Annotated in this window: 19 protein-coding genes and 1 pseudogene; 18 read left to right on the top strand and 2 right to left on the bottom strand. The window is 32.5% G+C overall.

The features are described from left to right. Positions 1–17 precede the first annotated feature (17 nt). The 3 genes from JYG23_RS04650 to JYG23_RS04640 all read left to right on the top strand — a co-directional run bounded on the left by JYG23_RS04650 (position 18) and on the right by JYG23_RS04640 (position 1,058). On the top strand, positions 18–272 hold the full coding sequence (locus JYG23_RS04650; protein ID WP_242631634.1) for a hypothetical protein: 255 nt from the start codon (positions 18–20) through the stop codon (positions 270–272). A 306-nt stretch (positions 273–578) separates the two neighbouring features. Then, complete coding sequence (locus tag JYG23_RS04645; RefSeq protein ID WP_207237381.1) at positions 579–851, top strand: site-specific integrase; 273 nt, start codon at positions 579–581, stop codon at positions 849–851. 9 nt (positions 852–860) lie between these two features. Next, entirely contained in the window at positions 861–1,058 is a 198-nt protein-coding gene (locus JYG23_RS04640) for a hypothetical protein (protein ID WP_207237380.1), read from the top strand. On the opposite strand, the gene JYG23_RS15125 is transcribed toward JYG23_RS04640, so the two are convergent. Further along, the gene (locus tag JYG23_RS15125; RefSeq protein WP_371818625.1) at positions 967–1,182 is read right to left on the bottom strand and encodes an IS3 family transposase; all 216 of its coding nucleotides are present in this window, start codon (positions 1,180–1,182) and stop codon (positions 967–969) included. The genes JYG23_RS04640 and JYG23_RS15125 overlap by 92 nt on opposite strands. 267 nt (positions 1,183–1,449) lie before the next feature. Here JYG23_RS15125 and JYG23_RS04630 point away from each other — a divergent pair, with 267 nt between their 5' ends. From JYG23_RS04630 to JYG23_RS04590, 9 genes are all read left to right on the top strand, one after another. Beyond that, complete coding sequence (locus JYG23_RS04630; RefSeq protein ID WP_207237379.1) at positions 1,450–3,453, top strand: polymorphic toxin type 50 domain-containing protein; 2,004 nt, start codon at positions 1,450–1,452, stop codon at positions 3,451–3,453. A gap of 8 nt (positions 3,454–3,461) precedes the next feature. Beyond that, positions 3,462–3,815, top strand: a complete 354-nt coding sequence (locus JYG23_RS04625) for a hypothetical protein (RefSeq protein ID WP_207237378.1) — start codon at positions 3,462–3,464, stop codon at positions 3,813–3,815. Between the two features lie 97 nt (positions 3,816–3,912). After that, positions 3,913–4,053 (top strand): hypothetical protein, encoded by a 141-nt coding sequence (locus tag JYG23_RS04620; protein WP_207237377.1) that lies wholly within the window; start codon positions 3,913–3,915, stop codon positions 4,051–4,053. 256 nt (positions 4,054–4,309) lie between these two features. Beyond that, a complete protein-coding gene (locus JYG23_RS04615; protein WP_207237376.1) occupies positions 4,310–4,615 on the top strand; it encodes a hypothetical protein in 306 nt (101 codons plus the stop codon). Between the two features lie 8 nt (positions 4,616–4,623). Continuing rightward, on the top strand, positions 4,624–4,950 hold the full coding sequence (locus JYG23_RS04610; RefSeq protein ID WP_207237375.1) for a hypothetical protein: 327 nt from the start codon (positions 4,624–4,626) through the stop codon (positions 4,948–4,950). A 480-nt stretch (positions 4,951–5,430) separates the two neighbouring features. Continuing rightward, positions 5,431–7,485, top strand: coding sequence for an RHS repeat-associated core domain-containing protein (locus JYG23_RS04605; RefSeq protein WP_207237374.1), 2,055 nt, complete (start codon positions 5,431–5,433; stop codon positions 7,483–7,485). A gap of 9 nt (positions 7,486–7,494) precedes the next feature. Beyond that, complete coding sequence (locus JYG23_RS04600; RefSeq protein WP_207237373.1) at positions 7,495–7,782, top strand: hypothetical protein; 288 nt, start codon at positions 7,495–7,497, stop codon at positions 7,780–7,782. Between the two features lie 191 nt (positions 7,783–7,973). Then, positions 7,974–8,528 (top strand): hypothetical protein, encoded by a 555-nt coding sequence (locus tag JYG23_RS04595; RefSeq protein ID WP_207237371.1) that lies wholly within the window; start codon positions 7,974–7,976, stop codon positions 8,526–8,528. An 11-nt stretch (positions 8,529–8,539) separates the two neighbouring features. Further along, entirely contained in the window at positions 8,540–9,205 is a 666-nt protein-coding gene (locus tag JYG23_RS04590; protein WP_207237370.1) for a hypothetical protein, read from the top strand. On the opposite strand, the gene JYG23_RS15120 is transcribed toward JYG23_RS04590, so the two are convergent. After that, a complete protein-coding gene (locus JYG23_RS15120; protein WP_371818640.1) occupies positions 9,194–9,442 on the bottom strand; it encodes a hypothetical protein in 249 nt (82 codons plus the stop codon). The two genes, JYG23_RS04590 and JYG23_RS15120, sit on opposite strands and share 12 nt — an antisense overlap. Before the next feature lie 129 nt (positions 9,443–9,571). Here JYG23_RS15120 and JYG23_RS15115 point away from each other — a divergent pair, with 129 nt between their 5' ends. The 6 genes and pseudogenes from JYG23_RS15115 (at position 9,572) to JYG23_RS04545 (ending at position 12,749) form a co-directional block, all read left to right on the top strand. Further along, positions 9,572–9,859 (top strand): RHS repeat domain-containing protein, encoded by a 288-nt coding sequence (locus tag JYG23_RS15115; protein WP_207237953.1) that lies wholly within the window; start codon positions 9,572–9,574, stop codon positions 9,857–9,859. Between the two features lie 35 nt (positions 9,860–9,894). Further along, positions 9,895–11,214, top strand: coding sequence for a ribonuclease domain-containing protein (locus JYG23_RS15110; RefSeq protein WP_242631633.1), 1,320 nt, complete (start codon positions 9,895–9,897; stop codon positions 11,212–11,214). A gap of 17 nt (positions 11,215–11,231) precedes the next feature. Further along, on the top strand, positions 11,232–11,732 hold the full coding sequence (locus JYG23_RS04565; RefSeq protein ID WP_207237368.1) for a barstar family protein: 501 nt from the start codon (positions 11,232–11,234) through the stop codon (positions 11,730–11,732). A gap of 328 nt (positions 11,733–12,060) precedes the next feature. Beyond that, a pseudogene (locus tag JYG23_RS14820) lies at positions 12,061–12,257 on the top strand (toxin C-terminal domain-containing protein); the annotation flags it as partial. Between the two features lie 3 nt (positions 12,258–12,260). Next, positions 12,261–12,437, top strand: coding sequence for a hypothetical protein (locus tag JYG23_RS04550; protein WP_207237367.1), 177 nt, complete (start codon positions 12,261–12,263; stop codon positions 12,435–12,437). 3 nt (positions 12,438–12,440) lie between these two features. Then, a complete protein-coding gene (locus JYG23_RS04545) occupies positions 12,441–12,749 on the top strand; it encodes a hypothetical protein (RefSeq protein ID WP_207237366.1) in 309 nt (102 codons plus the stop codon). Positions 12,750–12,802: the final 53 nt, after the last annotated feature.

The following is a 12,802-nucleotide window of genomic DNA, read 5'->3' as shown; positions in this document are numbered from 1 at the left end:
AAGAAAAACTCTATTATTTGACAAGAGAATTTACGAAAGGCAATTACAAAATTGATATCTTTTGTGATGAATTTACTATTCAATATGATATTGAGACAGATTATTCTACACTAAGTGACCAAGAAAATCAGTGCTTTAGTGACTTGAGTAATATGACTGCAAGGTTCTCTAATGATGAAAAAGATTTGAAGATTCCTAATCTATATTATGATGAGTTACAAGTGAAAAATAAAGTGACTCAGATAGCAGAATTGCTAAATATTAATGAGTAACTAACTACAATAGTATAAAAAACTAGCAGCATTAAATAATAATCAAGTGGTGGAAATGACAAATCAAGTCGTTCCATCACTTTTTTCATTTTTGTAAAATGATAGCACACTGCATAATGATGATTCTGCAGTCACTGGGGTGTGAGATGCATCAGAATCAAACGGAAAGTAGTAAAAATCAGTTTTGTTTGGGAAGTGGGGACATTCCAAAAGAGCTGGGATGAAAACACGATAAAACGTCAAATGCGAGGGAAGAGACCAATGGTGAAAGTGTCATTGGTTTTTTCGTTGAGAAAGGAGATGCAAATGAACTACATTGAAACATTCGAGTCACACCTCAGAGAACAACGAAAAGCAGAGAAAACCATTCAAAGCTACACAGGAGACACAATGGGATTTCTCACATACCTAGAAACAAAGGAACTATCATTTGATGGCATTCTCAACAGATTCACCATCAACAGCTACAAGAATTATCTCATCAAGGAAAACTATGAACCAACCACCATCAACAAGAAATTGAACAGCTTGCAGAGTTTCAATGATTTTCTCATTCATCAAGGCATCATGACAGAATAGGTTGTTGAAATGGAACGAGATAGAATCAAAAATGCCAAAGGTTCTGAAAAACCTGTGGAAGTCTATTCAGAAGAAACCTTGGAATCGGTGTTGTTTCATCTGGAGAAATCAGAGTCTAAAAACATAGGGACGGTTTGGAGTGACTGCTTAAAGGTGTACAATTTAGGTACACATAATATAATAGATTTTTTAAAACTATATTATTAGCGTTTCTATATGAAATAGGGGTTATTCCACCTAATTTCTTTTGTGGACAAAAATTTGTATAGTACTCAATATATTCCTCTGTAACATTAATTACATCTTGAGAATATCTTATTTCATTTTTCATTACTTTCACATTTAAAGTGACTGAAAAAACTTTCAGCAACAGCATTGTCCCAACAATTGCCTTTCAGGGAACTTTATACTATCAGAATCACCATAAGAAAAGGTTGAATACACATACAATGGAGCAAATCAGCTAACAGGAACACTAAATAACAATGGTACCTATTCATCATATAAATATGATGGAATAGGAAGATTAGTATCAAGAGAAGTAGCAGAATATGACCCTAAATTAGTAGCTGAGTACAATGAAAATGGACTTAAACTAATGGAAGAATTTAAGTCAAATACAAGCAATGACAGTGCTCCAGGCAACTCAAATAAAAACGGAAAAAATAATAACGAAAAGAATAACAAAAATGACAAACAAAAAGAAATACCAAAAGGTCTAATAGGCAATGAAAATGCAAAAGCATATGGAGTATACAAAAAATTAGGAGGACAACCAGGACAAGAAGGACCAGAATTACCAAAATTAAATATAGAAATAGAAAGATATGACTATATAGGTACATCAAATGTTCAACATAAAGTATACTCAGAAAAAGGTTCGCCAATGAATGAATACTACTATGCCAATGGAGAAGTAGTAGCACAAAAGATGTTTGGACTAAAAGGAAGAATATCACCATCAAAAGAAGAAACAATAAATACAAATGGCGGGCTAATGTACTATGAATTTGATGGATTATCATCAACAACAGCTTTAAGAGACAGACATGGAGACAAGATAGAAGACTACAGGTATGATGTGTTTGGAAACATACAAACAGGTATAACATTACCATACAACTTAAGAGGCTATACAGGACATTTATATGATGATAAGGCATCGCTTGTATATATGAATGCAAGATGGTATAATCCAAATGTAGGAAGATTTATGACAGAAGATACCTATAGAGGTAATATGTCAAATCCACAATCATTAAACCAATATGCATATGCATTAAATAACCCAGTAAACTATGTAGACCCTACAGGACACTTAGCAGTATATACAGAATCAAAGATATTAGCTATGTCAAGGTCAAAAGTAAATAGTGAAATATCACGTATGAGTGACATATGGTTTGAGGATTATGATATTTTCTTAGAAACAGGAAAGCATACAGAAAAGCAAAACACAGCACATCAAAATGCTGAGTTGATGAGAGAGTTACGTCCATATACATATTATCTTGCCGATACAAATACTGAATATGGTGATTTGAAAGAAGTAAATAAAAACGATAATGGTAGTAGGATAATATATACATATGAACGAACTGTAACAATTACAGAAATTTATAAAAATGATTATAAAACAAAAGAAAGAATAGGTACTGGAGTAGAAAAATATGATGTAACAGTAACAGCAGCAGAGTTAGCAAAATCAAATCAAAAGGCTATAAAAAAATCAGCAGGAAGTATTGATTTAGAGTGGAATGAGAAAATATATGAAACTGAACCTGATAAAAGTACAGCTGGGAATAGTTCTAATAACTTAACTGAAGATACTCAAAATCAATTACAGGATTTGATAGAAAATGAGTTGATTGAACAATTGACAGAGCAGTATGGTTCGGCAACAGAAGCATATGCATATTTATCTATGAAATCTATGGGTATACCACAAGGATATATTAGCCAAGCAATGGGAGGCATGCGAAGTGCTATGAGCTGGCAAAAATTTTTCAGCACACCTGTTGGACAATATACTATTAGAGCAACGCCTATTGTGGGGTCTATATTAGATGTATATGAATTAAAAACGAATACAAATTTATTCACTGGTGAGGAATTAAGTGAGCTTGATAGAACACTTACAGAGGGTGGTTTGCTTATATCAGTTATTGTTCCTTGGGCAGATGAAGCGGCAAAAGGTATTAAGTATTTGGTTCATGGAGATACAATACTTCACTATTCTGGAGATACATTAAGAATTGTAAGTGGTTCTATTGATGATATTACTAAGGGGACGGGAAAACTAGTCAATGGTTTTGACACAACTGTTCATGCAGGGAAACAAGGAAAACATATTTTAGGTCACAATAATTATACTACTGGAAGAAGTATTTTAAATGGCACTCTAGATGATGCTCAAAAATTGGTTGATGATTTTGCTGGTACAGGAGAATGGATTACATCAAATAAAGAAAGAGTTGATTTTGGTCGGACGATAGGTCAATTTGTTGACCAAGCGACAGGTGAAGCAATAGATACTTCAATCGGGATTATCCACTATTCTAACAAGGGTGTTCACATTATACCTGCAAGACCAATGCCGTAGGAGGAACTATGTATAAAAATGAACTTGAAGAAAGAATAATGACTGCTTTAACGTATTATTGGAAAATGAATCCTCAGGAGGAACTAACTTTTGAGTGGAAAGATGGAACTATAATCAAAGCAGTAATCACAACATTTTATGAAACTGATAATGGATTAGAAATGGAGGAAGAAGGATATGAAGAGTATAATGCATGCACAGTTAAATTCACAAGCGTTATAAGCTTACCAGAGATACTTATTGCTAGTATTTCATTTCCCTCTAGAGAAGATATTGTTGAGGGGGCTAATTCTGAAATATCATATCACAATATTCCTTTAAAAGTGATATCATCAAGTAACAACATAGTTTTTAATCTATAAGATTTGCGATAGTAGGATTTTCCTGCTATCGCTTTTTCTTTTGATCGGGCAACCAGTGCCTAGCGAAACCAATCCTACATTGCCAATATTAATTTAATTGTATACGGAGAAAACATTTGACAAAGTAGGACGTCTATATAGTGTAAAAACTGGAGATAAAACAACAAAATATACCTACTATACAAATGGAAATAGAAAAAGTATAATATATCCAGAAGGAACAAAAGAAACATATTAAATTAGGAGTTGGGTTATTAGGTATAATTCCAGTAGTTGGAGCTGTAAAGCATATAGATAAACTAGTACCTATAGCTAAAAAAGTTGTTAATGTAGCATCTGAAATAGCTGATACTGCTTGTAAAGCAACGAAGAAATTATTTGGTGGTATTAGTAATTTATTCAAAGGCAGTAAAAAAGCTAAAGCAGTCGTTGAAACTGTTACACAACCTAAAAATGTTGGTAATATTGTTGAGGGGACGGATGAACTTACAAGTTTGTATCGTGCTGTTGGACCTGATGAATTTTACAAAGTTATGGAAACAGGGACATTTAATGTAATTCCTAACGGTATGCAAGCTAAACAGTTTGGTATGAGTTTTGAAGAAACATTGCAGTTTGCCGAAAAGTATTCAGATATTAGTGCTATCATAGAAGTAAAAGTGCCGACTAATATGTTAGATAAAGTGGGTGATTTTACTCAAGTTGATGGATTTATTTTTAAGAATGGTACAATTACTATTCAAGCAGACAAACTGGAGGAATTTAATAATATAATTCAAGAAATTACACATAAATATTAGGAGGGATTATGCTGATTATTGAAGCTGAAATATTGTTTGATACACCAGATACAAATGAAACTGCATTGGATAACGACCTAGATACTAAATATGCTATAAGACCAGCGATTAATTTTGGAAATGATTTACTGTTCTCTGGCGACATTAAGGTTGATTCTATTGTTAAGCAAATAAAACGAGGGAGAGTATACAATGTTAGTATTGAAATGCCAACAATTGAAGATGAAGCATATGAAGCAATAAAATCACTATTGATTATAGGAAATAATTTCAAGATTCAAAGTGCATCACGTTTAGTTGGCAAAGGGACAATTAATGATTATGTTTATATGTAGTCATGTGGTGGGTCAAACCCAGTGCCTAACAAACAAAAACTATTATTACTATAAGACTTAACCCTTGTAGTACACATACCAAAATTTTATGAAATTTCCCATTGATGGATTTAGGGCTTTATAAAGCTATATAAGACCGTGTTAATAATTTTGTGTATTTACCAACTTTTGATAAAAATACTAATGTAAATTAAAGTACAGCATTCGACAGATTCGAAAAGTCGAATGCTGTTATTTTTAATAGTATATTTAGTTTTAAATGTAAATATTTCTCAAGTCTGTTATTAGTAATAGACATAGATAATATTACCATTAATTGAAAGAACATAGGGACGATTCTTATTGATTAACAAAGTATAAAAACAGCTGGAGCTACACTTATGATTTATATGAAAACATAATATCCGAGTTAAACTAAGAAGGTGAAAGATCAAACTATGAATACAACAAATTTTTAGTTATGATACATCAGGTAACTTGATGCTATCAGAATCACCAGAAGAAAAAGTTGAATACACATACAATGGAGCAAATCAGCTAACAGGAACACTAAATGACAATGGTACATATTCATCATATAAATATGATGGAATAGGAAGATTAGTATCAAGAGAAGTAGCAGAATATGACCCTAAATTAGTAGCTGAGTACAATGAAAATGGACTTAAATTAATGGAAGAATTTAAGTCAAATACAAGCAATGACAGTGCTCCAGGCAACTCAAATAACAAAGGAAAGAATAACAAAAATGACAAACAAAAAGAAATACCAAAAGGTCTAATAGACAATGAAAATGCAAAAGCATATGGAGTATACAAAAAATTAGAAGGACAACCAGGACAAGAAGGACCAGAATTACCTAAATTAGACGTAGAAATAGAAAGATATGACTATATAGGTACATCAAATGTTCAGCATAAAGTATATTCAGAAAAAGGTTCGCCAATGAATGAATACTACTATGCAAATGGAGAAGTAGTAGCACAAAAGATGTTTGGACTAAAAGGAAGAATATCACCATCAAAAGAAGAAACAATAAATACAAATGGCGCGCTAATGTACTATGAATTTGATGGCTTATCATCAACAACAGCCTTAAGAGATAGACATGGAGACAAGATAGAAGACTATAGATATGATGTATTTGGAAACATACAAACAGGCATAACATCACCATATAACTTAAGAGGTTATACAGGACATCTATATGATGATAAAGCATCACTTGTATATATGAATGCAAGATGGTATAATCCAAATGTAGGAAGATTTATGACAGAAGATACCTATAGAGGTAATATATCAAATCCACAATCATTAAACCAATATGCATACGCATTAAATAACCCAGTAAACTATGTAGACCCTACAGGACACTTAGCTGAATATACAGAAGACCAAATAAAAAATATGTCTAGAGATGAGCTAGATGATAAACTTAAGGAAATGAGTGACATATGGTTTGAGGATGAAGATGAATTCTTAGAGACAGGAAAGTATACAGAAAAGCAAAACATAGCACATCAAAATGCTGAGTTGATGAGAAAATTACGACCAAAGACATATTATCTTGCCGATACAAATACTAAATATGGTGATTGGAATAAAGCAATTAAAGATGACAATGGTAGTAGAATAATATATACATATGAACGAACTGTAAAAATTACTGAAATTTATAAAAATGATTATGATACAAAAGAAATATTCGGTAATGGAGTAGAAAAATATGATGTAACAGTAACAGCAGCAGAGTTAGCAAAATCAAATCAAGAGGCTATAAAAATATCAGCAGGAAGTATTGATTTAGAGTGGAATGAGAAAATATATGAAACTGAACCTAATGAATCAGATTTTCTTAACTTGGATGACTTGGATAATTATAAAACTAGAAAAGACAGTGGAGCTACTGTTATTGAACAATTGAATCCAGAATATGTTACTGAAATTTATGTAGATGAAGAGATTGAAAAAGTAAGAAATGAAATGAATAGTAACAACTGGTTTGTTAAGACTAAAGCACATGCAAAAGCAATATCCATTGTTTGGAAAATTAGATTTAATAATGCTAATAATAGTTATCTTAGTGCAATAAATCCTAGTGATCGAGAAGTAGCAGAAATAGCATTAGATATGTCTTTGGGATATGTTGGTGGAGAAATGCTTGGTGGCTTAATTAATAGTACAGGGTACTTGTTTAAGGGGATTAGTAAACTCGTACAAGATGGAACTAAAGTATTTAATAAGTTCGATTTAAAAAGTACTTATGTAAAGCCAAAGCATTTATCTACAACAGGTGGAAATGGTGCGAAATTCCTTGGAGATTCAAAAGAAGCCGCAGAAGCCATATTGAGAGATGCGATGGAGAATGGAAGTATAGTGGATGTACTTGATAATGGACTTACTAGTCAAGGTAGGCAGTCCTATGAAATTATAATCAAGGCAGGTAAGCAAGTCGGTACTAAAGGCGAAGAAATGATTAAAATTATTTTATCAGATGATGGTGGTATGCTAAGCGCATTTCCAATAAAATAGGAGGATTCTATGATTAATGTAATGGAACGGTTTTTAAACGATGAAATATCTTCTCAAGAATTATATGAGGATATCTTTAACTTTATAAATTCATTTCATATTAGAAATGGTGAGTTTGAAGCAAATTATTATATAATAAAAAAGATGGATGCTGATAATTTTATTATTTATGCAGAGAATGTTTATCCAGATGGGCATAGGGAAATTCCTTACAGTCTTTCGGTTTATAAGCAGGTATTATGTGATAGCATTAATGGTCATGCAGAAAGAATAGGACTGAAAATTATGGAGCAATAATTAAAGGTGGGATTACCACACCCAGTGCCTAGCAAAAGCAATACCACAATTACTGTATAGGTTACCCACGTTAGCCCCGCCTGAAAAGTTAATGAAATTTCTTGTACGCATATCACAGTATGACGGCACAAAAGGGGTAGAAAAGTATTATACACCCCCGGAAAAATAAATACTGAAAAGTAAGAAATGAAATGAATAGTAACAACTGGTTTGTTAAGACTAAAGCACATGTAAAAGCAATATCCATTGTTTGGAAAAATAGATTAAATTATGCTACTAATAGTTATCTTAGTGCAATAAATCCTAGTGATCGAGAAGTAGCAAAAATAGCATTAGATATGTCTTTGGAATATGTTGGTGGAGAAATGCTTGGTGGCTTAATTAATAGTACAGGGTGCTTGTTTAAGGGGACGGGAAAAACTGCTGATGATATTTACTCATTCCAGAAGTATAAGCAAACACTTATTGCAGATGATGTACTTTCAAATTCTGATGTTATAATTGATGGCGGAAAGTTATGGGATAAAAAGGCAATTGAAGCTTTGACAAGTGATGGAAGTTCGATAGATGACTGGGTAAAAATGTCATCTAAGTATTCTTATGACACTCCATATGGTCGTGGTCAATATCATTACTATAAGAATTTAAAGACTGGAGAAATACATCCATTTGATGCTAAGCTAAAATTAAATAAACCTCCACACAATGTAATACCAACGGATTCAAATTTTAATCCAATTAATTAAGGAGAGAGTCTATGAAAGTTAAATATATTAATACTGATAAGCATAACCCCAATTTATCAGTAGACAAAATCTACTATGTAATTGCTATAGAGTTTAGCAACTCTGATTCTATGTCAGGCAACTATATAAAATATCGAATTTTGAATGACATGAACCAAGTAATACCATACTCTGCTAGGGATTTTGATGTGGTATCTGGAAAGCTAAGTACTAGTTGGGTGTATAATGCTAGGTCTGCTAATGACTACACCATATTACCTAGTGAAATTGCATATGTACATTTCTGGGAAGATTTCTACAATGACGATAGAAAAGCATTAGGGTTATTTGAAAGCACGTATCTGAGAATAATCATGGAAGAAGCATCGGCTGAAGAAATAAAAGAGTTTTTACTGAGTAACAATGAGTATGAAGTATCTTTATTTCTTAGAGGTCTTGGGAATACTAGCAATAATGACTTTATTAACGAAGTTATTGAACTAGTTAAAAAGGAGTTTTCTCTGTTTAGTGTATTTTCAAAAATAAGAGCAACCCCTCTATTAATTGAATGTTTCAATTATCTATCAAAAGTTGGTGGAGATATTGTTGATGAGTTGTTCTTAAAGTACTATGAAAATGTCGAGTGGCAATGTGTAGAATTAGATATGATAGTAAATGACTTCTATTCAAGACAATAAGTAGATACGACGAAGTAACAAAAATAGACGGTGGCAGGGTAAACTTGCCATCGCTTTTTTTATTGGTGGATACCCAGAAAAAATCAGGGACGGTTTGGAGTGACTGCTTAAAGGTGTACAATTTAGGTACACATAATATAATAGTTTTTTTAAAACTATATTATAAGCATTTCTATATGAAATAGGGGTCATTCCACCTAATTTCTTTTGTGGACGAAAATTTGTATAGTACTCAATATATTCCTCTGTAACATTAATTGCATTTTAAGGATATCTTATTTTATTTTTCATTACTTTCACATTTAAAGTGACTGAAAAAACTTTCAGCAACAGCATTGTCCCAATAATTGCCTTTCAGGGAACTTTATACTATCAGAATCACCAGAAGAAAAGGTTGAATACACATACAATGGAGCAAATCAGCTAACAGGAACACTAAATGACAATGGTACCTATTCATCATATAAATATGATGGACTAGGAAGATTAGTATCAAGAGAAGTAGCAGAATATGACCCTAAATTAGTAGCTGAGTACAATGAAAATGGATTTAAATTAATGGAAGAGTTTAAGTCAAATACAAGCAATGACAGTACCCCAGGTAACTCAAATAACAAAGGAAAGAATAACAAAAAGCATCACTTGTATATATGAATGCAAGATGATATAATCCAAATGTAGGAAGATTTATGACAGAAGATACCTATAGAGGTAATATATTAAATCCTCAATCACTAAACCAATACGCATACGTATTAAACAACCCAGTAAACTACGTAGACCCTACAGGATACTTAGCGGTATATACAGAAGACCAAATACTAAATATGTCTAGAAAAGAGCTAGATAAACAAATAGTAAATATGGGTAAAATATGGTTTGAGGATAAAGCTATTTCCGATAAGACAGGAAAGTATACAGAAAATCAAAACATAGCACTCCAAAATATTGAGTTGATGTGTGAATTACGACCACAGACATATTATCTTGACGATACACATACTGAATATGGTGATTGGAATGAAGCAATTAAAGATGACAATGGTAGTAGAATAATATATACATATGAACGAACTGTAAAAATTACAGAAATCTATAAAAATGATTTTGAAACAAAAGAAATACCCAGTACTGGAGTAGAGAAATATGATGTAACAGTAACAGCAAAAGAAATAGCACAAGAAAATCAAGAAGCGATAGAAAGTATAGTAGGAAGTGCTGAACTAGAGTGGAATACAATAGAGGAAGAAAAAGAATTAAAATGGTATCAAAAAATTTGGTATGGTGCTGGTGATGTAGTTAAAGGAATAGGTGATTCAGTAGCAAATAATGAACTACAAGCACATGCTATTCAATTAGACCAGTTACGTTCAACTGTAGGCAAAAATGATGAAAAATATTCATCAGGTATGTCACAAGGGTTACAATCATTTGAATCTAATATAATAGTACCAAATGTTACATACGATGGATGTTATAATGTTGGTAAAAAAGTTGGAGATGTAATATCATTTGGACTTGGTTTAGCCGAAACAGGATGGGGAGTTATTAAAACAGGAGCTTCAGCAGTAGTAGGATTTGGAGGTTCCATTGCCAAATTAACTGGTAGAGAAGCTATTGCCGAGCCCGCAATATCAATTTCAGTAAGTGGACTAGTTTCTGGAGCATTAAGTATTCATGGTGGACTAGGTGTAGTGTCAGCTTCTTGGGATAATTTAACTAGTGGTAGTGAGGGGACGAGTAAAGGTGTACCTCAAAAAGCGTTAGATATAGTAGATGATATCAAGTTAAACAATGGTGCTTCGCCAAAAGGATACAAGGGTGGAAGAACCTTTAAAAATGATGGTAGAGGAGGTCAAATACTTCCTGAGAACACGACATATAGAGAATATGATGTGAATCCGTATGTAAAAGGTCAGAACAGAGGTGCTGAAAGAGTTGTTATTGGTGAGGATGGTTCTGTTTGGTATACGGATGACCATTACAATACATTTACAAAAGTAGAATAGTTGAGGTGATGACATCAATGAAAATAGATAAACTAATTGGGTTAAAGGAACCATTTGTACATGAGGTGTACTGTAACTGGTATGATTTAGAAAGCAATATGAACTTTAAAGAAGGGAGTTATATCGCTATTGTAGATGGAAATAAATGCAAATCGACTGATGAGGTTTTTGTTGAGTTTGCTAAAGCTTTTGAGTTTCCTGACTATCTTGGTGATAATTGGGCTGCTTTTGATGAATGTATCAATGATTTAGACTGGATAACAAGTGGTAGTTATGTTTTGATAATTAAAAATTCCAATTACATTCTTGAAACGGAACCAAAGGATTTTGAGATTTTACTGGAAATATTGAAGGATACAGCTATAGAATGGGCAAAAGGTCGAAATTATGATGATTTTCCGACAGAGCCAACGCCATTCCACGTCATCTTTCATAGTGAAGAAGTAAAGAAAGTTATGCTAAACGAACGGTTAAGCGAAGTATTATCTAGCAGTGATTTTGATGAAATAGAAATTTAAGTAATGAAATAATTATTAATGCGATAGTAGGGAGCTTTCTTCTGCTATCGCTTTTTCTTTTGGTCGGGGATACTCAGTGCCTAGCGAAATCAATACCATAACTACTATATATATAACCCTTATAAGCCCTGTGAGATGTTTTACTGAAATCAGTTGTACGTACGTTAGGCTTGGAAAATATTCCTGTTGCTTTTTAGAGGTGCATTTACGTGTAATAGAAGGGTGATATAATGGTGGTAATTGTAAAAAGTTAACGCTTTTCTTTTGGCTGCTTTTTAAGATTACAGTTTAGGGGGCGGATAAAACTGGATTTAAGACTACGAAGGAAGCAACGGAAGTAGCTAAAGAATTTGATTTCCAAAAAACTAATTATACGAGTCATGGACGGCCTGTTTACAAGAAAGGTAATAAATATATTACTCCAGATGTGGTGTTTGGAAAATGGCTGATTCTTTCAAAAACTTAAGTAGTAAGAAGACTAGAATGGGTACTTATGATATAAATCTAAACAGAATTGGAGATTAACTTATGAATTACATGTGGCGGATAACAAAATACAATCCTCAATATCGTGACAGTTATGGAGCTTATTTAAAGGATGAATGGACATCTTTAAGTGATGTGGGAAAACAATATGATGGCAAGGTATTTACGAAAGACGAATATCTTGAGTATGAAAGATTATATATTGAGTCGATAATTTAGCTAATGGAATGTAACAGAATAAATAAACTGAAAATTATAGATTTAGAAATATATGAAGACTGTGATAATTTAGATAATGGTATGTCTTTATCAAAAGAAGAGATAAAAAAAGTTGTACCATGTGTGCTAAGGGAAAAAATGTGGTTTAAACTAGTTTCTGATGATTCTTTTTATGTTCACTTTGGTTATGATTTCAATATGTATATTGGGGCAAATGAATCAAGTGATGAAGTATTAAATAAAATAGAGAGCAATAATCTCTTTGTTGAGGTATTTGAATCACATTATTTTGATGCGAGCAAGAATGATTGAAGTCATTACATAAATAATGAAGTACTAGCAACATAACTCTTAACACAACCCAT

The organism is Sedimentibacter sp. zth1, from assembly GCF_017352195.1.
Lineage (GTDB): Bacteria > Bacillota > Clostridia > Tissierellales > Sedimentibacteraceae > UBA1535.
Note: the sequence above shows the minus strand (reverse complement) of the source record. Positions and strands in the feature narration are given on the sequence as shown.

Coding starts and splice junctions, on each gene's coding strand:
- JYG23_RS04645 (WP_207237381.1), top strand. CDS start 579: ATGAACTACATTGAAACATTCGAGTCACACCTCAGAGAACAACGAAAA.
- JYG23_RS04640 (WP_207237380.1), top strand. CDS start 861: ATGGAACGAGATAGAATCAAAAATGCCAAAGGTTCTGAAAAACCTGTG.
- JYG23_RS15125 (WP_371818625.1), bottom strand. CDS start 1,182: ATGAAAAATGAAATAAGATATTCTCAAGATGTAATTAATGTTACAGAG.
- JYG23_RS04630 (WP_207237379.1), top strand. CDS start 1,450: ATGGAAGAATTTAAGTCAAATACAAGCAATGACAGTGCTCCAGGCAAC.
- JYG23_RS04625 (WP_207237378.1), top strand. CDS start 3,462: ATGTATAAAAATGAACTTGAAGAAAGAATAATGACTGCTTTAACGTAT.
- JYG23_RS04610 (WP_207237375.1), top strand. CDS start 4,624: ATGCTGATTATTGAAGCTGAAATATTGTTTGATACACCAGATACAAAT.
- JYG23_RS04605 (WP_207237374.1), top strand. CDS start 5,431: ATGCTATCAGAATCACCAGAAGAAAAAGTTGAATACACATACAATGGA.
- JYG23_RS04600 (WP_207237373.1), top strand. CDS start 7,495: ATGATTAATGTAATGGAACGGTTTTTAAACGATGAAATATCTTCTCAA.
- JYG23_RS04595 (WP_207237371.1), top strand. CDS start 7,974: ATGAATAGTAACAACTGGTTTGTTAAGACTAAAGCACATGTAAAAGCA.
- JYG23_RS04590 (WP_207237370.1), top strand. CDS start 8,540: ATGAAAGTTAAATATATTAATACTGATAAGCATAACCCCAATTTATCA.
- JYG23_RS15110 (WP_242631633.1), top strand. CDS start 9,895: ATGACAGAAGATACCTATAGAGGTAATATATTAAATCCTCAATCACTA.
- JYG23_RS04565 (WP_207237368.1), top strand. CDS start 11,232: ATGAAAATAGATAAACTAATTGGGTTAAAGGAACCATTTGTACATGAG.
- JYG23_RS04550 (WP_207237367.1), top strand. CDS start 12,261: ATGAATTACATGTGGCGGATAACAAAATACAATCCTCAATATCGTGAC.
- JYG23_RS04545 (WP_207237366.1), top strand. CDS start 12,441: ATGGAATGTAACAGAATAAATAAACTGAAAATTATAGATTTAGAAATA.